Annotated in this window: 19 protein-coding genes and 1 tRNA gene; 11 read left to right on the top strand and 9 right to left on the bottom strand. The window is 62.8% G+C overall.

All coding sequences use genetic code 11. The features are described from left to right. The coding region (hemA, locus tag AC1DXN_RS08330; RefSeq protein WP_477421520.1) for a 5-aminolevulinate synthase at positions 1–1,194 on the top strand (1,194 nt) is incomplete at its 5' end. Positions 1,195–1,205: 11 nt separating this feature from the next. Here hemA and AC1DXN_RS08335 read toward each other — a convergent pair. Next, entirely contained in the window at positions 1,206–2,372 is a 1,167-nt protein-coding gene (locus AC1DXN_RS08335; RefSeq protein WP_477275405.1) for a pyridoxal phosphate-dependent aminotransferase, read from the bottom strand. A 110-nt stretch (positions 2,373–2,482) separates the two neighbouring features. Further along, positions 2,483–2,905: a large conductance mechanosensitive channel protein MscL gene (gene mscL, locus AC1DXN_RS08340; protein ID WP_477275407.1), complete on the bottom strand. Its 423-nt coding sequence runs from the start codon at positions 2,903–2,905 to the stop codon at positions 2,483–2,485. Between the two features lie 251 nt (positions 2,906–3,156). Here mscL and AC1DXN_RS08345 point away from each other — a divergent pair, with 251 nt between their 5' ends. Beyond that, a complete protein-coding gene (locus tag AC1DXN_RS08345) occupies positions 3,157–6,666 on the top strand; it encodes a PAS domain-containing hybrid sensor histidine kinase/response regulator (RefSeq protein ID WP_477275409.1) in 3,510 nt (1,169 codons plus the stop codon). Positions 6,667–6,686: 20 nt separating this feature from the next. Here AC1DXN_RS08345 and AC1DXN_RS08350 read toward each other — a convergent pair whose 3' ends face one another. Both AC1DXN_RS08350 and AC1DXN_RS08355 read right to left on the bottom strand, forming a co-directional pair. Further along, positions 6,687–7,346: a response regulator transcription factor gene (locus AC1DXN_RS08350; protein WP_477275412.1), complete on the bottom strand. Its 660-nt coding sequence runs from the start codon at positions 7,344–7,346 to the stop codon at positions 6,687–6,689. Positions 7,347–7,496: 150 nt separating this feature from the next. Further along, complete coding sequence (locus tag AC1DXN_RS08355; RefSeq protein ID WP_477275414.1) at positions 7,497–7,931, bottom strand: hypothetical protein; 435 nt, start codon at positions 7,929–7,931, stop codon at positions 7,497–7,499. Between the two features lie 110 nt (positions 7,932–8,041). Here AC1DXN_RS08355 and AC1DXN_RS08360 point away from each other — a divergent pair, with 110 nt between their 5' ends. Then, positions 8,042–8,392: a DUF952 domain-containing protein gene (locus AC1DXN_RS08360; RefSeq protein WP_477275416.1), complete on the top strand. Its 351-nt coding sequence runs from the start codon at positions 8,042–8,044 to the stop codon at positions 8,390–8,392. After that, the gene (locus AC1DXN_RS08365; protein WP_477275418.1) at positions 8,389–9,465 is read left to right on the top strand and encodes a quinone-dependent dihydroorotate dehydrogenase; all 1,077 of its coding nucleotides are present in this window, start codon (positions 8,389–8,391) and stop codon (positions 9,463–9,465) included. The genes AC1DXN_RS08360 and AC1DXN_RS08365 overlap by 4 nt, the downstream gene beginning before the upstream one ends. On the opposite strand, the gene AC1DXN_RS08370 is transcribed toward AC1DXN_RS08365, so the two are convergent. Beyond that, positions 9,462–10,799, bottom strand: coding sequence for an MATE family efflux transporter (locus tag AC1DXN_RS08370; RefSeq protein WP_477275420.1), 1,338 nt, complete (start codon positions 10,797–10,799; stop codon positions 9,462–9,464). The genes AC1DXN_RS08365 and AC1DXN_RS08370 overlap by 4 nt on opposite strands. A 131-nt stretch (positions 10,800–10,930) precedes the next feature. On the opposite strand from AC1DXN_RS08370, the gene AC1DXN_RS08375 reads away from it, so the two are divergent. Continuing rightward, positions 10,931–11,836 (top strand): histone deacetylase family protein, encoded by a 906-nt coding sequence (locus tag AC1DXN_RS08375; protein WP_477275422.1) that lies wholly within the window; start codon positions 10,931–10,933, stop codon positions 11,834–11,836. Between the two features lies 1 nt (position 11,837). On the opposite strand, the gene AC1DXN_RS08380 is transcribed toward AC1DXN_RS08375, so the two are convergent. Both AC1DXN_RS08380 and AC1DXN_RS08385 read right to left on the bottom strand, forming a co-directional pair. Next, positions 11,838–12,101 carry a DUF6460 domain-containing protein gene (locus AC1DXN_RS08380; RefSeq protein ID WP_477241780.1) on the bottom strand — a complete coding sequence of 88 codons (264 nt, stop codon included), beginning with the start codon at positions 12,099–12,101 and terminating at the stop codon, positions 11,838–11,840. A gap of 168 nt (positions 12,102–12,269) precedes the next feature. Beyond that, complete coding sequence (locus tag AC1DXN_RS08385; protein WP_477275424.1) at positions 12,270–13,265, bottom strand: hypothetical protein; 996 nt, start codon at positions 13,263–13,265, stop codon at positions 12,270–12,272. Between the two features lie 316 nt (positions 13,266–13,581). Here AC1DXN_RS08385 and AC1DXN_RS08390 point away from each other — a divergent pair, with 316 nt between their 5' ends. Next, positions 13,582–14,460, top strand: coding sequence for a PDZ domain-containing protein (locus tag AC1DXN_RS08390; protein ID WP_477275426.1), 879 nt, complete (start codon positions 13,582–13,584; stop codon positions 14,458–14,460). 102 nt (positions 14,461–14,562) lie between these two features. Beyond that, a tRNA-Gly gene (locus AC1DXN_RS08395) sits at positions 14,563–14,636 on the top strand. 101 nt (positions 14,637–14,737) lie between these two features. Here the strand turns inward: AC1DXN_RS08395 and AC1DXN_RS08400 are convergent. Further along, positions 14,738–15,190 carry a hypothetical protein gene (locus AC1DXN_RS08400; RefSeq protein ID WP_477275428.1) on the bottom strand — a complete coding sequence of 151 codons (453 nt, stop codon included), beginning with the start codon at positions 15,188–15,190 and terminating at the stop codon, positions 14,738–14,740. A 417-nt stretch (positions 15,191–15,607) separates the two neighbouring features. Here AC1DXN_RS08400 and AC1DXN_RS08405 point away from each other — a divergent pair, with 417 nt between their 5' ends. Next, positions 15,608–15,898, top strand: a complete 291-nt coding sequence (locus AC1DXN_RS08405; protein ID WP_477275430.1) for a hypothetical protein — start codon at positions 15,608–15,610, stop codon at positions 15,896–15,898. A gap of 86 nt (positions 15,899–15,984) precedes the next feature. Here AC1DXN_RS08405 and AC1DXN_RS08410 read toward each other — a convergent pair whose 3' ends face one another. Then, the gene (locus AC1DXN_RS08410; RefSeq protein ID WP_477275432.1) at positions 15,985–16,974 is read right to left on the bottom strand and encodes a LysR family transcriptional regulator; all 990 of its coding nucleotides are present in this window, start codon (positions 16,972–16,974) and stop codon (positions 15,985–15,987) included. Positions 16,975–17,291: 317 nt separating this feature from the next. On the opposite strand from AC1DXN_RS08410, the gene chvE reads away from it, so the two are divergent. The 3 genes from chvE to mmsB all read left to right on the top strand — a co-directional run bounded on the left by chvE (position 17,292) and on the right by mmsB (position 21,306). Continuing rightward, positions 17,292–18,362 (top strand): multiple monosaccharide ABC transporter substrate-binding protein, encoded by a 1,071-nt coding sequence (chvE, locus tag AC1DXN_RS08415; RefSeq protein WP_477241768.1) that lies wholly within the window; start codon positions 17,292–17,294, stop codon positions 18,360–18,362. A 122-nt stretch (positions 18,363–18,484) separates the two neighbouring features. Then, on the top strand, positions 18,485–20,017 hold the full coding sequence (mmsA, locus tag AC1DXN_RS08420; protein WP_477241766.1) for a multiple monosaccharide ABC transporter ATP-binding protein: 1,533 nt from the start codon (positions 18,485–18,487) through the stop codon (positions 20,015–20,017). Beyond that, on the top strand, positions 20,014–21,306 hold the full coding sequence (gene mmsB / locus AC1DXN_RS08425; RefSeq protein WP_477241764.1) for a multiple monosaccharide ABC transporter permease: 1,293 nt from the start codon (positions 20,014–20,016) through the stop codon (positions 21,304–21,306). Before mmsA ends, mmsB begins: the two co-directional genes overlap by 4 nt. The last annotated feature ends 6 nt before the right edge of the window (positions 21,307–21,312 follow it).

Genomic DNA, 21,312 nt, shown 5'->3' on the forward strand with positions numbered 1-21,312 from the left:
TCCCCGTGCCATCTGGCGTTCCAACGGCCGCGCTCCAACGGCCGCGCCGAGGAAATCACCGTCTGGTGCTCCAACGACTATCTCGGCATGGGCCAGCATCCCGACGTCATCGCCGCATTCCAGGCCGCAGCCGGCAAGATGGGATCGGGCGCCGGCGGCACCCGCAACATTTCCGGCACCAGCAACCCGCTGGTCGAGCTCGAGCTGGAACTGGCCGACCTGCACGACAAGGAAGCAGCCCTGGTCTTCACCTCCGGCTTCGTCTCCAACGAAGCCTCGATCTCGACCATTGCGCGGCTTTTGCCCAACTGCCTGATTATCTCGGACGAGCTGAACCACGCTTCGATGATCGAAGGCGTGCGGCGCTCGGGCGCCGAGAAGAAGATCTTCCGCCACAACGACGTCGCTCATCTCGAAAGCCTGCTGCAGGCGGCCGGTCGCGAGCGCGCCAAGCTGATCGTCTTCGAAAGCGTCTATTCGATGGATGGCGACATCGCGCCGATCCGGCAGATCGTCGAGCTGGCCGAGCGCTACAACGCYATGACCTATATCGACGAGGTTCACGCCGTCGGCATGTACGGACCGCGCGGCGGCGGCATCACCGAGCGCGAGGGCCTGGCCGACCGCATCGACATCATCGAGGGCACGCTGGCCAAGGCGTTCGGTACGCTCGGCGGTTACATCACCGGCACCAGTGCGGTGATCGACGCGGTGCGCTCCTATGCGCCGGGCTTCATCTTCACCACGGCGCTGCCGCCGGCCGTTGCCGCTGCAGCCACCACCTCCATCCGCCAYCTGAAGCGTTCGCAGGTCGAGCGCGACGCGCAACTGCGCCAGGCGACGCTGACAAAGCAGGTTCTTGCTGCCGCCGGCCTGCCGGTGCTGGAGTCKCCGACGCATATCGTGCCGCTGCTGGTCGGCGATCCCGAGCTCTGCAAGATGGCCAGCGACCGCCTGCTCGGCGTGCACGGCATCTACATCCAGCCGATCAACTACCCGACCGTGCCACGCGGCACCGAGCGGCTGCGCATCACGCCGACGCCGTTCCACACCGATGCACTGATCGCGTCGCTGCAGGATGCGCTGGTCGAGACCTGGGACGCGCTCGGCATCCCCTATGGTTCGGCAGGCCGTCCCTCGGTCGCCAAAAGCGACCGCATCATTCCGCTGCTGGTGCCCAAATCAGGCGGCTGAAGGCCGCCTGTTCAAACAGTCTTCATCCACTTTGCCAACCGGTGCGCGGCTTCCTCGAGCTGGTCGAGGCGGCGGTGGAAGCATAGCCTGAGGAAGGCCTCGCCGCCCGGGCCGAACGCGGTGCCGGGCGCCAGGCCGACATTGGCATTGTCAACGATGTCGAAGGCGGCAGTTCGGGAATCGGTGATGCCGTCGACCGTGAAGAACAGATAGAACGCGCCTTGCGGCACAGTGAACCGCGCCTTGCCGGTGGCGCCGAGAATGTCGCAGACCAGGTCACGCGCTGCCCTTGCCCGCTCAACCTGTTCGACGATGAAGGCGTCGCCCCCGTCCAGCGCCGCAACGGCACCGCGCTGCATGAACTGGGCAACGCCCGAGGTCGAATACTGGATGAGGTTCTCGAATACCTGCTGCAGAGCGGGATGGGTCTTGATCCAACCGACACGCCAGCCGGTCATCGCCCAGTTCTTGGAGAAGCTGTTGACGAACAGGATGCGGTCTTCCGCCGTTGCAATGTCGAGGAAGGACGGCGCACGGCCATGACCGTAGTGGAAATGCGAATAGATCTCGTCGGCAATGAGCCATAGGCCCTTTTCGCGGGCGAGATCGAGGATCGCCTGCAGCGTCTGGTGATCGGCGGTCCAGCCGGTCGGGTTGGACGGCGTGTTGATGAACAGCGCCTTGGTCCTCGGCGTGATCGCCGCCGCTATTTTGTCGACGTCGCAGGACCAGCCATTGCCGGACTGGTCGAGCGTGACCGCAACCGGCACGGCGCCCGCTACACCAGCGGCGGCGGCGAGATTCGGCCAGGCCGGCGACAGATAGACGACCTCGTCGCCATGGCCGGCGACCGCGTCGAGCGCCAGCTGGATGGCGTGCATGCCGGATGCGGTCACGATGAACTCTTCCTCGGCAAAGCTCTTGCCGAAATGCCTGACATAGTAGCGGGCGAGCGCCTGCCTGAGTTCCGGAATGCCCTTCTGCCAGGTGTAGAAGGTCTCGCCGGCGGACAGTCCGCGGGCAGCGGCGTCGCTGATGAAGGCAGGCGTCGGCAGGTCGCCCTCGCCAGCCCAGAGCGGGATCAGTCCCTCGCGCAGGCGGCCGTGGTTGACGACGGCGACAATGCCGCTTTCGGGCGCGGCCCGAGCCTCGGCGCGCAAGCTATCGATCAGGGTCATGGAAAGGTCCGTTTTGGTGTCGGGCGAGTGCTAGCGCGTTTTATCAGATGCGAAAACAGAAAACCCCGGCCGCGAACGACCGGGGTTTTGGTCCAGAAATCTGCCTTGGGCTATTTCCTGGCGAGGAGATCGCGAATTTCGGTGAGCAGTGCGATGTCGGCGGGCGGCGGAGCTGCCGGGGCAGCAGGCTTTTCGCGCTCCAGCCTCCTGCGCAGATTGTTCACGGCCTTGACCATCAGGAAGATGATGAAAGCGAGGATGATGAAGTTCAGCGCCACGGTGACGAAGCTGCCATAGGCAAAGACCGCGCCTTGCTTCTTGGCCTCGGCTAGCGAGGTCGCGTTGACGGCTGAGGAGAGCCCAAAGAAATAGTTGTTGAAGTCCAGCCCGCCGAGAATTGCTCCGATGATCGGCATGATGATGTCGTTGACAAGAGAATCGACGATCTTGCCAAAGGCTGCGCCGATGATGACGCCGACGGCCAAGTCCATCACATTGCCCTTGGAAATGAATTCCTGGAATTCTTTCAGCATTTGACCCTCCTGTCATGACGGGCCGCGCAGCCGTCCCAACCGCACCTTTCGGCACCGACCCGCCGGCACCATAACAAAAACCTGCGGTTGAAACAGACGCAAAAGGCGGAGAGATCAGCGGTTTTCACGGTCGCCGTCGCCAAACACCGCAGCCAGCATGCGCCGAAAGCCGTGATGGACTTGATCCCCAAGCTGTGATTGCGTCCAGGGCTTGGCCGGATGGAAAACCGGCAAGGGAGGATTTCCGGGGCGTGCAAGGCTGGTTCATCGTCATCATTGCGGTCGCCTATGTGACGCTGCTGTTCGTCATCGCCAGCCTGGGCGACCGGCGTTCGACGACAACGGGGCCTGGCCGCGCCCGCCCGTTCATCTATGCGCTCAGCCTCGCCATCTACTGCACCTCGTGGACCTTCTTCGGTTCGGTCGGTCTTTCCTCCGAGCGCGGCCTCGAATTCCTCGGCATCTATATCGGTCCGGTGCTGGTGTTCGTGTTCGGTTTTCCGCTGCTGCAGCGCATCGTCAAGCTGGCCAAGACCGAGAAGATCACCTCGATCGCCGACTTCCTCGGCGCGCGCTATGGCAAGAGCTTCACCGTCTCGGCGATCGCCACGCTGATTGCGACCATCGGCGCGGTGCCCTATATCGCGCTGCAGCTGAAGGCGATCTCCGGCTCGGTCAGCCTGATGGTCGAGCACTATACCGGCTCGCCACCCTCCTTCGATCCGTTCGTCAGCGACATCTCGCTGGTCGTCGCCATGCTTTTGGCGCTGTTTGCGGTGCTGTTCGGCACCCGCCACGCCGACGCCACCGAGCACCAGGACGGGCTGGTGCTGGCGGTGGCGGTCGAAACGGTGGTCAAGCTCGCCGCCTTCCTGGCGATCGGCCTGATGGTCACCTTCCTGGTCTATGGCGGGCCGGGCGACATGTTCGACAAACTCGCCCAGAACCCGCAAGTGCAGCAAGCGATGGGCTACTCGACCTCGCTCGCCACCTGGCTGGTGCTGACCGGCCTCAGCGGCTTTGCCATCATCATGCTGCCGCGCCAGTTCTACGTCACCATCGTCGAGAACCGCGGCGAGGCCGAATTGCGCACCGCGACATGGGTGTTTCCGCTCTATTTGGTGGCGATCAACCTGTTCGTGCTGCCGATCGCGCTCGCCGGCCTGTCACTGGTCGGCACCAGGACCAGCAGCGACCTCTACGTGCTGTCGCTGCCCTTGTTCAGCGGCCACGACGTGCTGGCCATGGCGGCCTTCATCGGTGGCCTGTCGGCGGCAACCGCCATGGTGATCGTCGAAAGCGTTGCGCTGTCGATCATGATCTCCAACGACCTCGTCATCCCGCTGTTCGTGCGCCGGCTGCTCAAGACCACGACCTCCGAAAGCGAGGACTGGTCGACGCTGATCCTCAATGTGCGGCGCGGGGCGATCTTCATTCTGCTGTTCATTGCCTTCCTCTACTACCGCCAGAGCACCAACAGCGCGCGACTGTCCTCCATCGGCCTGATGTCCTTCGCGGCAATCGCGCAGTTCGCGCCGGCATTGATCGGCGGGCTGATCTGGCGCGGCGCCAATGGCAGGGGTGCTGCACTTGGCATGGTCGCCGGCATCGCCGTCTGGGGCTACACGCTGCTTTTGCCTTCGCTCGTCGCACCCGATGCCGACATCATCGTGCAGGGGCTCTTCGGCTTCGAGGCGCTGCGGCCGCAGGCGCTGTTCGGCACCGTCGCCGAACCGCTGAATCATGGCGTGTTGTGGAGCCTGTCGATCAACACCGTGTTCTTCGTGTTCGGCTCGTTGTCACGTGCTTCTGTGCCGCTGGAACGCATCCAGGCGTCGATCTTCGTGCCGCGCGAGTCTGGCCCGATGCCAAGCCTGCGCCGCTTCCGCACCGCCATCACCGTCAACGACCTCAAGGACACGATCTCACGCTATCTCGGCGTCGAACGCACCGAACGCTCGTTTCAGTCGTTCGAAAAGAGCAGCAGCACGTCGCTGTATGGCAACGAGCAGGCCAGCATGGACGTCATCCGCTTCTCCGAACAGCTGCTGGCCAGTGCCGTCGGCTCGTCTTCGGCGCGGCTGATCCTGTCCTTGCTGTTTCGGCGCAACGACCGCGAATCCAAGGATGCCTTCCGCCTGCTCGACGACGCCACCGAGGCGCTGCAGCACAATCGCGACCTGCTGCAGATCGCGCTCGACCAGATGGAGCAGGGCATCACCGTCTTCGACCGGGATTTCCGCCTGATCTGCTGGAACCGCCAGTACCGGGCGCTGTTCGACCTGCCCGACGAGATGGGCCAGGTCGGCGTCTCGCTCGACCGCATCCTGCACCACCTTGCCGAGCGCGGCGACATTCCAGCCGAGCAGCGGGTGGCGATGCTCAACCGCCTGACCAGTTTCGTCAGCCCGTGGCAGATGGAATTGAAGACCAGCGGCCGTATCCTGGAGTTGCGCTCCAACCCGATGCCCGACGGCGGCTTGGTTGCCACCTATGCCGACATTTCCGGGCGCGTCGAACAGGATCTGGCGCTCAAACGCGCCAATGAATCGCTGGAGCAGCGCGTCAAGACCCGCACCATCGAGCTGACTAGGGTCAACGAGGAGCTGACCCGCGTCAATGAGGAACTGGCGCAGGCGCAAATGCTGGCCGAGGAGGCCAATCTCGGCAAGACGCGCTTTCTTGCCGCCGCCGGCCACGACATCCTGCAGCCGTTGAACGCCGCCCGGCTCTATTGCTCGTCGCTGATCGAAAAGGCCGGCAAGGGGGCGGCGGGCAAGGCGGCGGTCAATATCGAATCCTCGCTGGAATCGGTCGAGACCATTCTGGGCGCGGTGCTCGACATTTCCCGCCTCGACGCCGGCGCGATGAAACCTGACGACAGCGCCTTCCGCCTGGACGGACTGCTCAGCCAGATCGGCAACGACTTCCAGCCGCTCGCCGCCGAAAAGAAGCTCGAACTGACCATCATGCCGTCGTCGCTGAGCGTGATGACCGACCGCAATCTCTTGCGCCGCCTGATCCAGAACCTGGTCTCCAACGCCATCAAATACACCCGCCACGGCCGCATCCTGGTCGGCGTGCGGCGGCGCGGCGAGCTGGCCGAAATCCAGGTGATCGACACCGGGATCGGCATTGCCGGCGACAAGCTGAACACGGTGTTTCACGAATTCACCCGGCTCGACGAGGGCGCGCGCGAGGCCGAAGGCCTCGGCCTCGGCCTCTCCATCGTCGACCGCATCGCCCGGGTGCTGCGGCTTGAAATCCGCATCTTTTCGAACCTCGGAAAAGGCACGCGGTTTTCCGTCCTGCTGCCCGTGGTGGCGGTGCAGGCGCCGCAACGCGAGGCCGAAACCAGGGCGCCTTCCCGCGCCACCGCTTCGCTTGCCGGCCTGCAGGTGCTGTGCATCGACAATGACGCCCGCATTCTCGACGGCATGCGGCTTCTGCTCGAAGGCTGGGGCTGCAGCGTCGACACGGTTTCCGGATCGAAGGATTTCGAAGCAGCGGACATCCGCCGTCCGGACATCGTGCTGGCCGACTATCATCTGGACGGCGAGACCGGGCTCAGCGTGATCAGGAAGCTGCGCACCGTCTATGGCGAGGGCATGCCAGCGGTGTTGGTCACCGCCGACCGCTCAAACGAAGTGCGCACCGCCGCCGAAAGGCTCGACGTGCCGGTGATCAACAAGCCGCTGAAACCGGCCGTGCTGCGCTCGATGATGGCCAGAGTCAGGCCGCTGGCGTCGGCGGCGGAGTAGATTGACCGCAGAAGCCGCTGTCAGCTGGTCGCTTGCAGCGGGTCGCTGCCGATCTTGGACAAAAGGATCACCGCCTGGGTGCGGCTGTCGACGCCCAGCTTCTGCAGGATCGCCGAGACATGCGCCTTGATCGTCGCCTCGGAGACGCTGAGTTCATAGGCGATCTGCTTGTTGAGCAGGCCTTCCGCCAGCATGCCGAGCACCCGCGTCTGCTGCGGCGTCAGCGCCTGCAGCCGCTTGATCAGGTCGGAAATCTCGGGGTCGCGCTCGACGCCGAGATCGATGCCGATGGGGGCGGCGATATCGCCGGCGAGCACCGACTGCACGGCGCCGCGGATTTCCTCCATGCTGGCCGATTTGGAGATGAAGCCGGAGGCGCCAAGGTCGAGCGCACGCCGAATGGTCACCGGGTCGTCATGCGCGGAAATCACCACCAGCGGCACTGCCGGATGGACGCCGCGCAACGAGATCAGCCCGGAGAGGCCGCTGGCACCGGGCATCGACAAATCGAGCAGCACCAGATCGACATCCTCATTGGCCACGACCAGCGCCTTGGCGCTCTCGAAATCGCCGGCCTCGTGAATGGCGGCAACGTTGCCGATGCCGGCAAGTGCCTCTCTCAAGGCGCCGCGAAAAAGCGGATGGTCGTCGGCGATGACGAAAGTGTAGCCCGACGGCAAATATCCCTCCCCGAATCCCATTGATGGTTTTCTGCTTTTGCGGGATCAGTCGAACGATTATGCGGTGTTACCAACTGTTTTCAAGCGGCAAAGCCCGTGCACGGATTTTTCCCGAACAAATCGCCATTCGGCGATTTTGTCTGGCGGCGCTCAGGTCTTTTGCGGACTGAGCTGGGCGCCGTCGCCATTGTCCTTCTCCATATCCTTGACGATGCCCATGAAGCCGCGCAGGAAGCGCTCCATATAGCTCATCGTCTTGTCGAAATCCTCTTCGCTGGGCAGTTTCGATTCGAGGCGGGCCGACAACGAATTTTCGAGTTTGGTGACACGCTCGTCCATCGCCTTCATCGAGGTCTGCAGACGGTCGACCTCGTCCTGGAAGGCGGCGCGTTCGTCGGCCGCCATCTTGCAGACGAGCTGGCCGGTGCGTTCCTCGCAAATCGACATGGCCCCGGTCTGCGTGTCCATGCGGACATAGCCGTTGGCCGACTTTTCCAGCCGGTAGCGATCGGTTTCCTCGGAAAAGGCTGATGCCGCAACCAGCGAGACCAGTGCTGCGGGGATCAAGACGTGCTGCAGACGCATGTTGTCCTCCATGGGCAAGTGAACGCAATATAGCGCATGTTTGCGCCGGAAATGGGGAAGAGTTCAGGAGTGCCCTTCCCCGCCTGATTGGTTCGGACTATAGCGCAACCATGTCTCAGTTTATCTACAAGATAACCCCTGAAGCGCTGTGGCGCGAGGCCGAAACAAACGGCCGCTTCATCGGTGCGCCGATCGATGTCGCCGACGGCTTCATCCATTTCTCCACCGCCGGGCAGGTCAAGGAGACGGCGGCAAAGCACTTTGCCGGCCAGACCGGGCTGCTGCTGGTCGCCATCGACGGGACCAGCCTCGGCGATGCGTTGAGATACGAAGTCTCGCGCGGTGGCGCGCTGTTCCCGCATCTCTATGCTCCGCTCGACCTCAAGGCCGTGCTGTGGGTTCGACCCCTGCCGCTTGGCGCCGACGGCGCCCACCAGTTCCCGGCACTGGAGGCCGAATGAGCGTGCTTGACCGACTCGGCCAGAAACTGCTTTTCAATTTTGACCCGGAAACCGCGCATGGCCTGTCGATCGCGGCGCTGCGGTGCGGACTGCCGGTGGCCGGACGCCCCGTGCGCGATATCAGGCTGAAGGTGACGGTCTGCGGTCTCGATTTTCCGAACCCGCTTGGCATGGCGGCCGGCTACGACAAGAATGCCGAGGTGCCGGACGCGCTGCTTGGCCTCGGCTTCGGCTTCGCCGAGGTCGGCACGATCACACCGCTGCCGCAGGCGGGCAACCCGAAGCCGCGCATTTTCCGGCTGACCCAGGACGACGCCGTGATCAACCGGCTGGGCTTCAACAATGAGGGCCATGAAGCCGCCGAAAAACGCCTTGCCGCCCGCAAGGGCCGAAGCGGCATCGTTGGCGTCAACATCGGCGCCAACAAGGACAGCGCCGACCGGATAGGCGACTACGAGCGCGGTGTCGCCCGGTTTGCCAGATATGCCAGCTATCTCACCGTCAACATTTCCTCGCCGAACACGCCGGGCCTGCGCACCATGCAGGCACGCGAGCAGCTCGGCGACCTTCTGTCCCGGGTCATCGCCGCGCGTGCGGCAGCATCAGTCAAGCCACCGATCTTCCTGAAGATCGCACCTGATTTGGTCGAGGCCGAACTGGAGGACATCGCTGCCGAGGTCACCGAGAAACAGATAGACGGCGTCATCGTCTCCAACACCACCATTGCGCGACTTGGCCTGCGCAGCGGCGCTGTATCAGGCGAAACCGGCGGACTCTCAGGAAAGCCGCTGTTCGAGCGCTCGACCATCGTGCTGGCCAGGATGCGCAAACTGCTTGGTCCGAACCGCGCCATCATCGGCGTCGGCGGCGTCGATTCCGCTGAGACGGCGCTGGAGAAAATCCGCGCCGGCGCCGATCTCGTCCAGCTCTACACCGGCATGATCTATGCCGGGCCGGCGCTGCCGGGGCGCATTCTCGAAGGCATGGCCCGTTTCGCCGACAAGGAACGGCTTTCGTCGATCAGCGCGTTACGCGATATCAGGCTCGGGCACTGGGCGACCAAGTCGCTTTAGAACGCCGTGCGCACCCTGAGCCGCAGAATCGCCAGCAGGCTGAAACCGCGCACCAGCAGGAAGACGTGCAGCGACGCCCACAGGCCGTCATTGCCGAAGGCGGGCGCCAGCGTCAGCAATGCGGCGCTGAAGGCGAGGAAAGACAACAGCATCATATTGCGCATGTCGCTTGACCAGGTGGCGCCGATGAAGACGCCGTCCATCTGGAACGCCAGCACGCCGCTGAGCGCGGTGAACGCCGCCCAGGGCAGATAGATGTCGGCAATGGCGCGAACGTCTTGCGAGGTCGTGATCACGGCGACCAGATCGGTGCCGCCCAGCAAAAGCACGAGCGTCGCGGCACCGGCCAGCCCAAAGCCCCAGAACAGGGTCAGCCGCACCGCTTGCCGGAAGGGCGCGGCCGCGCGCGCGCCAACGGCACGTCCCGTGAGCTGTTCGGCAGCGGTGGCGAAACCATCGAGGAAATAGCCGGCAACGAGGAAGAAGTTCATCAGCACGGCGTTGGCGGCCAGCGTCACCGTGCCGAACTGCGCGCCCTGGCGGGTGAACAGCGCGAAAGCGGCGAGCAGCGAAAACGAGCGGATCATGATGTCGCGGTTGAGCGACAGCATGTGCAGGAATGCCGGCATGTCGAGGACGCGATGGCGCGGCAGCCGGGGCGCTTTCCAGAACCGCCTGCCGACGATCGCCAGCCCAAGCAGCATGGCCAGGAACTCGCCGGTGACGGTCGCCCAGGCGACGCCGGCAACGCCCCAGCCGAGTTTCAGCCCAAGCATGAAGCAGAGCGCGATGTTGATGCCGTTGAGCACCAGCTGCAGCATTAGCCCAAGCCCGCCCTCGCCGCGCCCCAGGACATAGCCAAGGATGGCGTAGTTGATCAGCGAGAAGGGTGCGGCGAGCAGCCTGATCCTGATATAGACGGCCATCGCCTCGCTGACGCGCGCTTCGGCGCCCATGAATTTTTGGCCGGCGATGGCGAACAGGGGCGCAAGGGCTGCCAGCACGACACCGGCGACAACCGCGATCAGCACGGCACGCCAGAACACCGCCTGTTCCTCCAGCTCGTCGCCGCGCCCGAAAGCCTGGGCGACGAGGCCGGTGGTGCCGGAGCGCAGGAAGTTGAAGGTGGTGAAGACAACATCGAAAACAAGCGAGCCGGCCGCCAGCCCGCCGAGCAGCGCCGCGTCGCCGAACTGGCCGACCACTGCCGTGTCGACGAGGCCAAGCAGCGGCGTCGTCAGATAGGCCAGCGTCATCGGCACCGCGATGGCCAGCACCGAGCGATTGGTGACGACAAAATATCTGGCGTCGGCTGGGGATGCACCCTTGTCCAAGGATTTGTTGCCTTGTTGATTGCGGCTTGATCGAGCCGCCGATGTGCCCCAGTTTCGTCCCGCTGCGCAACCATCCATCCGCTGATGGTCAACCGAAACCCGCCTCTGGCGCACCGGCCGTAACCCAATCCATGCCTTTGCAGATCGTCCATCACCCCGACTATGACGCCGGCTTTGCCGTCAATCATCGCTTTCCGATGAGCAAGTATCCGCTGCTGATGCAGGCCTTGGCTGCGCGCGGACTGGCCGGGGCCGACGCGCTCAACATGCCCGAGCCGGCGCCGTCCTCATGGCTGAAGCTTGCCCACGCCGCCGACTATGTCGATCAGGTGATCTCCTGCGCGGTGCCCGAAAAGATCGAGCGCGAGATCGGCTTTCCCATCGGCTCGCGTGTTTCGTTGCGCGCGCAACTCGCCACTGGCGGCACGGTGCTGGCGGCGCGGCTGGCATTGCTCAATGGCATTGCCTGCAACAGCGCCGGCGGCAGCCATCATGCGCGGCGCGCGCAAGGCGCGGGCTTCTGCACCTTCAACGACGTGGCCGTCGCCTCGCTGGTGCTACTCGCCGAGGGTGCCGCGCAAAAAATCCTGATCGTCGATCTCGATGTGCATCAGGGCGACGGCACGGCGGATATTCTGAGGGATGAGCCACGCGCCTTCACCTTTTCCATGCATGGCGAACGCAATTACCCGGTGCGCAAGATCGCTTCCGACCTTGACATCGCGCTGCCCGACGGCATCGGCGATGCGGCCTATCTCGAGCGGCTGAGCGGCATCCTGCCGGACCTCGGCGCCAAGGCGCGCTGGGACCTGGTTTTCTACAATGCCGGGGTCGACGTCCATGCCGAGGACCGGCTTGGCCGGCTGTCGCTGTCCGATGACGGTCTGCGGGCTCGCGACGAGATGGTGATCCACCACTTTCGCGGGCTCGGCATTCCGGTCTGCGGCGTCATCGGCGGCGGCTATTCGACGGACGTGGCGGCCCTTGCGGCGCGCCACGCCATCCTGTTCGAGGTGGCTTCGGGCTACGCGCGATAGCTCATTTGCGGTAGCTGGCAATCCTCAACAGGATGAAGGCCGGCACAACGATCGCCGCCCCCAGCAGAATATAGCCGAGGAAACGGTCGATGGCATGAAAGCCGAGGTTCCAGAGATCGATGAAGAATTTCCGAATGCCGTAGAACACGTCCATCGGCGACCAGCCGAAGGCGTTCATGACCAGGCCGACGAGGAACGACACCACCAGCAGCTTCAGGATCACCCTGAGCGGCGAGTCGCCGAGAAAGCGCGTCAATGCGGACAAGGCCAGTCTCCAGATTGGGTGCCCGGATTCGGGCACCGATCCAGAAATACTGACTTAGCTGGCTCGCAGCAAGTCGGGCGCCCGAGCAGCGGTGCGACAGACACCCGATGGACATCAGGGAAAGGGTCGTGAAGCTAGCCGCTACGGTTCGATCTGCGCCAACGCAACCTAGCTCGCTCCGCCGATGGGCGCGATGAAGTTGGACCTATAGGTGTCCATCGTCGCTCCGTTGCGATCTTCGTCGAACAGCGTTCCGGTGCCGAAGCTGGCGCGCAAGCCGATCAGGTACTTGTTGGTGGTGAGGGCTTCGGATTGGATCGGAGTCCGATCATATTGATAGCGGCCGAACAGCGACCATGGCGTGCCCTCGAAACGGTACATGGCCTGGGCCGCAACGCTGACCGTGTCGAAATTCGCAAATCCTGCGTCGAACCTGTTGAAGGCGATTTCGCCGTCGAGCCGCAGGTTCGGCTGCACGAAATAGCGTGCAACAGCTCGCGCTCCCCACTCGGTCGGATGGTCGAAATCCAGATCGAACTTGCCATAGTAGGCCTGGCCATAGAGAGTCAGATTGCCGAAATAGACCTGCGCCTCCGGCCCGACCGTATAGTCGCTGACATCATCCGAGAAGTTGTTGCCGTAGCGCTTGTAGGTCGCGAACAAACCAGCCGCGAAACGTTGCGGATCACGGTAGTAGGCATGGACGGCCCCGCCGAGCCCGTCGACGTAGTCGCCATCCTCCCAGATGCGATCATAAGTGCCATCGATCTGGACATTCCAGCTGTCGGCGAAGGGAATATTCACGCGCCCGGCGCCACCGCCGGCCCGGAGACTGTCGTCGTCTCCGAAAAATGAAAGCTGCAGGCCGCCGAGATACAATTCCCCATATCCGGAGATGTGCGGCGCAACTGGCTCGGTGGCGATCGGCAGTATCGCATCAGCAGCGAAAGCGGCAGAGGTCACGACCAGCGAAGCAGCAAGAATGGATGGACGAAGCATGAAATCCCCTTGGTGACGGCGTCTACTCCGACGCCTTTGTTGGAACTCGACGTTTTCGCGTCGTTGACGACTTCCGGCGCGCCTTGCCGGCCGCGCGTCCCGGTCTCCGCCCCTGGCCAAAAGGCCGTGGCGGCGGATTTCAGGTCGCGCGTGCCGGTGCCCCAACGGGAACGATCGAAGCGCATCTCAGTTCGCTGTAGAGGCGTCACATATGCGGCGCATCCCCCGCACGGGGGATGCTGCTCGACGATCGCACTCCGGCATGAGGGGGCGATCGGCATATTTTGCGATTGATGGCCCGGCGCCCGCGTGCTGATCGAGCTGCCGGTTCAGCGCTGAGTGAGGGGGATTTTTGCGTGCAAGCCAGCAATCAAAGATAGTCCGGGACAGGCCAAAACACCCGGCTCCAGCGAGGCTTTCCTATGGTAGAGCTGCCGGAACTACATAAGCCCAGTCTCAATTATCCGGAGAGGAACGGTACATGCTTCAGCGACGTGGCGGAAAATTTTCCAAGGCAGTTTTCAGTCTGGCCTGGGCGCTGCATCTTGCTGCAATTCCTGTCTCCTATTCGACCAGCGCCTATGCACTGAAGGGCGATGTCAAATTGCCCGAACCCTATATTTCCAGGGCGATAGAAGCGGTTCTGCTGCCGATCAACGACACTGTGCGCAAAGAATTCAAACTCGAGCCACACGCCAAAGGTGTTCTCGTGTTGTCGGTCAAGCCTGGCGGCACCGGCGAAAAGCAGGGCATCAAGCCGGGCGACGTGATCACCAAAGTCCACGGCCACAAGATCCACAAGCCAATCGACGTCGATACGGTGGTCTACTACTGGGCAAAAGCAGGCAAATCCGACTTCCGCCTCGATTCCTATCGTGACGGCAAGGCCTACAACTCCACCGGCACCATCACGCTCAGCACCTATGAAACCGTCATCGATGTCGTCACCGTTGCGACATGGACAAGCTGGTCGGTGGCCACCGCCTTCAGCTATTCCGAGTTCTACAGCGAATACAGCCAGGAAATGACGGCAAGCTACGAATCATCCGAGACGACCATCGAGGAAACCGCATCTTCCGAAGAATTCACCGCCGAGGCCAAGAGCGAGGCAACCGATGAGAGTTCGGACGCGGACGCGACGACCGACGGCGCGAGCGACTCGGCGACGGAGCCGAGTGACCAGCCGGACGCTGCGGGAGCCGATGACAATGATGCTCCCGCCGCGGAAGACCCTTCCGATGCTGGTGATGACGGCGCGGACGACAGTTCCGATGGCGACGATTCGGGCAGTGGTGACGACGGCGGCAGCGATGATGGCGGCAGCGACGACGGCGGCGACAGTGGCGGCGACGACAACTAAGCCGCCAGTCTGCTGAGAACCGTATCGGCGGACAATCTGGCCCGCGGTGCAGGCCGCTTTGCGATTGCCCGAAGCCCAGCCATCATGGTAACGAGGGCCGACGCGGGTATGATGTAATGGTAGCTTGTCAGCTTCCCAAGCTGAACGCGAGGGTTCGATTCCCTCTACCCGCTCCAAAATCAAATGACTTAGATGGAGTTTTCCGGCGACCGCCCGGCCGCAGGTCGCACATTGGTCTGCGACCCGATCCAGCGCGAACAGCGCATCGCGACCCTGGTTATGCCTGCGCCCCGGCGCATACGGGAAGGTGCATCGCCACCTCGTCGGCTCCCATTCGCACTATGCTGTGCGACAGGCCGCCGTGCTCCTCGATCCACTGCCGCACCCAATCGGGGTATTGCGAGAGCAGGTAGTTGGCGGCGACCGCGCTCTTCCGAGCGCCGACGCCGTACGGCAGATGGAAGCCGAAGGACGCGCGCGAGGTAATGCAAAGCTGCTCGGCAGGCAGGGACAGATAGAGCGTGCAGGCGCTGTCGCACGCCCCGTCAAATTGCACCGGCTCGTCGGCGGCGCGCAGTTTGGCGACGTGCAAAGCGAAGGTCACGATCTGGCCACCAGGATTGCCGCGCACCGTCTCCGCGTTGGCGGGCAGCATCGTCAGGACGGCGAAGAACCCAATCGCCATGGCCATCGTCCATCCAACCCATGCAAGCGGCAGATTGGTGGGCATTGCTGTTAACCTCGCGCTCGTCACATGACATCCACGCTAACATCGAGATGGTTAACAACAGGCTGCCTTTGAATTGTAGCCAGCGCCAATATATGTCGAGCGCGGTCTTTGCAACCGACGCAATCGCGGCATTTGAGCGCGTGGAAAAATCATTTTCGTAGGCAATGACCCGATGAGGAATTGATGAAGCTCTCATCGAGAGGTCCCCATCGGCTCGAGAGGTACCCTTCGGCTGAATTGCTCGTAGAATCGCAATGTCGTACTTGCCATCTGGCGACGCTGACGTCAGGGACAGCAACGAACGGTTCAGCCTGCATGTCTAATATCTGCAGCACCGGCCACCTTGTGATGGCCGGTGCTCCAATTGCGCTCTCAGAGCCAGACGCTCAACCAGACGCGCCTGCGCCAGCAGCGGACGTGACGCCGGCCGTGGCGCCAATAGCGGCGGCAGACCGTTCTCCAGCCGTGCCTCCGATGATGGTGGTGGTGATGCCGGCGATGGGAGACCAGATCCACTTCGGCCTGATCATCTCCCTCGAAAACCGCTGGATCCGGTTTGTCGAGTTCATCGAGAATTCCGTTGCCGTCCGGAATACCGGCAATCGCCTTGCCGGGCCTGGCTACGACAGCAAGCGTGACCATCCCCGCAACGCCAAGCATTCCGGTGAGAAACAAGCGACGTTCCATCGAAACCTCCCTGGTTTTTGACCACCGGCAATCTCGCGCCCCGGCTCAAACAGGCTCCAGCGGAAATGCCGGTTGGATTGAACGCGCGATTTCGTTTCTCGTTCCAATCACCCAACTTCCCGCAGAATGAAGTCGTGCAGCATCTTGGCCGCCGGCGACAGCACGCGGTTCTTCACCGTGATCAGGCTGTAGGGTCTGACCTCGATGTCGAACTCGGTCTGGACGACATCGATGGCGCCGGCCAGCCCATCCGGGCTCTGGATGAATTTCGCCACCTGGATCGAGACCGGCGCGATGGCGTCGGACTGGGCGACCATGACCAAAGTGAGCAGCAGCGAGCTGGTGTTGAGGATGCGGTCCGGCAGCGCGATGTTGCGGTTCAAGAAATTGCTTTCCATCGCCTGGCGCAGCGGCGAGCCGCCCGACTGAAACACCCAGTCATAGGCGGCGGTGTCCTCCAGCCGCACCGCCTTGCCCTTGCTCAGCGGGTGGCCGCGGCGCACGATCAGGCAGGCTTTTTCGACGCCGATGACGCGCGACTCGAACAGCCGCGGATTGAGATCGTCGGGAATGCGGGCGATGATGAAATCATGGCGCGTGGAGATCAGTTCGCGCGCCAGTACATTGGAGGTCTCGACCTGCATGGTGATCTCGATGCGCGGATAGATGCGGCGGATTTCGCGGATCGCCGGCACCGCCAGCTCGATCGCCGGCGCGGTCACGGCGCCCAGGAACACCGCGCCGCCCTTGCCCGCCTTGAGCTCGGAGATCTCGCGGTCGGCCTCGCGCATCTCGAGCAGGATCGAGCGGGCGCGTCTGGCCAGCGCCTTGCCGTAAGGGGTCAGCGTGATGCCGCGGGGCAGCCTCTCGCACAGCTTGACGTCGAGCACGGCTTCCATCTCGGCGATCATGCGTGACGCCGCCGGCTGCGAGATGTTCATCACTTGCGCCGCAGCACTCACGCGGCCGTGGTCGTCGAGCGCCACGATCATACGCATATGGCGCAGGCTGAGCCCGCTGCGCAAAAGGGTTTCGCTGCTGCCCGGAATCTCGTCATAACCATTTGAGATTCCAACGGAATTTCGCAACGCCGCCATAACTTTTTCCCTGCTTTCCACTCGCAGCCAGCCGGCAGTCCGGCCATGCCTTCAACTGCGTCTAATATATATCAGTTTCGATATAGCAACTGTCAAAGATCGCATTTGACAGTTATGGCAAAGGGACACACTTTGGGCGCGTCCTGAGACTTGACGGTCGGTGACGAGCAAAATCGTATCGATTGAAATCAGCGTCTCGGGACGATTGGGAGGAATACCAGAGATCGACATGCCGGCGGTGGCGCGTTTGCGCTTCCGCTCGACTGCGCGGCCCGCGAAGCCCCGGGGTGCCGCGTCCATCAACCAGGGAGAGTTAAGTGAAAATCATCAAGACACTGGCCGCCGTCGCGGCCCTTGGCATTGCTGCCATGACCTACTCGGCGCACGCAGCCGACAAGGGTCTTATCGGCGTGCTGATGCCGACCAAGACCTCGCAGCGCTGGATCAACGACGGCGACGCCGTCAAGTCTCAGCTCGAGGCTCTCGGCTACACCGTCGACCTGCAGTACGCGCAGGACGACATCCCCAACCAGCTCAGCCAGCTGGAAAACGAAATCACCAAAGGCCCGAAGGCGCTGATCATCGCCTCGATCGACGGCACCACCCTGTCGGATGCGCTGCAGAAGGCCGCTGACGCCGGTGTCGTCGTCGTCGCCTATGACCGCCTGATCAAGAAGACCGCCAATGTCGACTACTACACAACCTTCGACAATTTCGGCGTCGGCGTCATCCAGGCCAACTCGCTGGTCAAGGGCCTCAAGGAGCGTTTCCCGAACACCAAGCCGTGGAACGTCGAACTGTTCGGCGGCTCGCCGGACGACAACAACGCCTTCTTCTTCTACAATGGCGCGATCTCCGTCCTGCAGCCGCTGATCGATGACGGCTCGATCAAGATCAAGTCCGGCCAGACCGGCATGGATAAGGTCGGCACGCTGCGTTGGCTCGCCGCCACCGCCCAGGCGCGCATGGACAACCTCCTGTCGGCCAACTATTCGGACGGCAGCCGCGTCGATGGCGTTCTGTCGCCCTATGACGGCCTCTCGCGCGGCATCACTGCCTCGCTGCGCGCTGTCGGCTATGGCACGGACGCCCAGCCCTGGCCGATCGTGACCGGCCAGGACGCCGAGACCGCCTCGGTCAAGCTGATCATCTCAGGCGAGCAGTACTCGACCGTGTTCAAGGACACCCGCGAACTGGCCAAGGCCACTGTCGAACTCGTCGACAAGGTGCTCTCGGGCGGCAAGCCGGACGGTCTCGATGAAAAGACCTACAACAACGACGTCAAGGTCGTTCCTTCGATCCTTTTGACGCCGCATGATGTCGACAAGTCGAACTACCAGGCGCTGGTTGTCGACTCCGGCTACATCAAGGCCGAAGACCTGAAGTAATTTCGGTTACAAAGCCTGGGGTCCCGCGTACAGCGGGGCCCCTTTTTGCTAGCGCGGCGAATCCAAAATTCGCATACTAGCCCGCCGGCATTGGTCCGGACCTGGGAGGAGCGGTATTCCTGATGGCCTCGACGATTTTGGAGATGCGCGACATCACCAAGACGTTCCCCGGCGTGAAGGCGCTGTCGAACGTCAACCTCAGCGTCGAGGAGGGCGAGATCCATGCCGTGGTCGGCGAGAACGGCGCCGGCAAATCGACGCTGATGAAGGTGCTGTCGGGCGTCTATGCCTCTGGCACCTATGACGGCGCGATCGTCTATCGCGGCGAGGAATGCCATTTCAAAGGCATTCACGATAGCGAACACAAGGGTATCGTCATCATCCACCAGGAACTTGCGCTGGTGCCGATGCTGTCGATCGCCGAAAACATTTTCCTTGGCAACGAACACGCCAAATTCGGCGTCATCGACTGGAATGCCAACGAGACGCGCACCAGCGCCTTGCTGAAGAAGGTGGGCCTCAAGGAGGACCCCAAGACGCTGATCACCAATATCGGCGTCGGCAAGCAGCAGCTTGTCGAGATCGCCAAGGCGCTCAGCAAGGAAGTCAAGCTGCTGATCCTCGACGAGCCGACGGCGAGCCTGTCCGAAAAGGACAGCCAGGCGCTGCTCGATCTGCTGCTCGAGTTCAAGCGGCAAGGCATGACCTCGATCCTGATCTCGCACAAGCTCAACGAAGTGAACCGGGTCGCCGACAAGGTTACGGTCATCCGCGACGGGCGGACCATCGAGACGCTTGCCAAGAAAGACATCTCCGAAGACCGCATCATCACCTCGATGGTCGGGCGCTCGCTCGATGACCGTTATCCGCCGCGCGAGCCGAAGATCGGCGAGGTCGTGCTGCAGGTGAAGAACTGGTCGGTCTATCATCCGATCCATGCCGAGCGGCAGGTGATCAAGGGCATCGATCTCAACGTCCGCAAGGGCGAGGTGGTGGGTATCGCCGGGCTGATGGGCGCGGGACGTACAGAATTCGCGATGAGCCTGTTCGGCCGCTCCTATGGCCGCCGTATCACCGGTGAGGTGCTCCTCAACGGCAAGCCGATCGATGTCTCCTCGGTCAGCAAGGCGGTGGCCCATGGCATTGCCTACGTTACCGAGGACCGCAAGACCTACGGTCTCAACCTGATCGACCACATCAAGCACAACATCACGCTGGCCAACCTTGGCGGCGTGTCGCGCCACGCGGTGATCGACGATTTGCGCGAACTGGCCGTCGCCAACGACTACAAGGCCAAGACCAACATCCGCTCGTCCAGCGTCTATCAAATGACCGGCAATCTGTCGGGCGGCAATCAACAGAAGGTGGTGCTGTCGAAGTGGCTGTTCGCCAATCCGGAAGTGCTGATCCTCGACGAGCCGACGCGCGGCATCGACGTCGGGGCCAAGTACGAAATCTACACCATCATCGCCCGCCTCGCCTCCGAGGGTAAGGCGATCATCGTCATCTCGTCGGAGATGCCTGAACTGCTCGGCATCACGGACCGCATCTACGTCATGAATGAAGGGCGCATGGTTGGAGAAATGGCGGCGAGCGACGCCAGCCAGGAAAAGATCATGCGCGCCATCGTTCGGGGAGAAGGAAAGCCATCATGACCACAGAAAGCGCTCCCGCGCCGAAAAGCGGCGTCGCCGAAGATGTACAACCGGGGCCGCGCGTTGCCGTCTCGGCGCTGATCACCAATCTGCGCGACTACGGCCTGATCCTGGCGCTGATCGCCATCATGGTGTTCTTCCAGTTCACCACCTCCGGCACACTCTTCAAACCGGTGAACCTGAGCAATCTGGTGCAGCAGAACTCGTTCATCATCGTGATGGCGCTGGGCATGCTCTTGGTCATCGTCTCCGGCCATATCGACCTCAGCGTCGGCTCCGTTGCCGGTTTTATCGGTGCGCTGGCGGCGATGATGATGGTGATCTGGCCTCTCGGACCCTTCAGCAACCCGCTGGTGGTGTCGATCATCTGCCTCATCATCGGCGGCGGCATCGGCGCGGCCCAAGGCTATTGGATTGCCTATCACCGAATACCGAGTTTCATCGTCACGCTGGCGGGAATGCTGATCTTTCGCGGCATCTGCCAGGCGCTGCTGGGTGGCGGGTCTTCGGTGGGGCCGCTTCCAGACGGCTTCAAGGCGCTCAGCTCCGGCTTCATTCCGGATGTGATCGGCCCCTTGACGCTGATCCCGCCGACGGTGAACGCCGCCGGCAAGACCATTCTGGGCAGCGGCATGACCCTGCACATGACGACGATCCTGATCGGCATCGTCGCCGTGCTCGCCTACGCCTATTTCGGGCTCAAGGCACGGCGTACCCGCGAAGCGCATGGCTATGAAGCCGAGCCCTTTACGCTGTTTGTCATCAAGACCCTGGTGACCAGCGCGCTGGCGCTGTTCCTGGTCTACCAGTTCGCCAGCTACAGGGGCCTGCCGATCGTACTCATGGTGATGGGCGCGCTGATCGCGCTGTTCGTCTTCGTCACCAAACGCATGACCATCGGCCGCCGCATCTACGCCATGGGCGGCAATGCCAAGGCGGCGCAACTGTCGGGCATCAAGACCGAGCGGCTGACCCTGATGGTGTTCGTCAACATGGGCGTTCTGTCGGCGCTTGGCGGCCTGATCATTGCAGCGCGGCTCGGACAGGCCGTGCCGGCGGCGGGCCTCGGCAGCGAGCTCGACGTCATCGCCGCGGTGTTCATCGGCGGCGCCTCGGCCATGGGCGGCGTCGGCCAGGTGATCGGCGCGGTGGTCGGCGGCTTCATCATGGGCGTGATGAACAACGGCATGTCGATCATGGGCGTCAATGTCGACTGGCAGCAGGTGGTCAAAGGCCTGGTGCTGCTCGGCGCCGTGGTCTTCGACGTCTACAACAAGAACAAAGGTTAGACCGGG

This window comes from Mesorhizobium sp. P2_H9, from assembly GCF_056403215.1.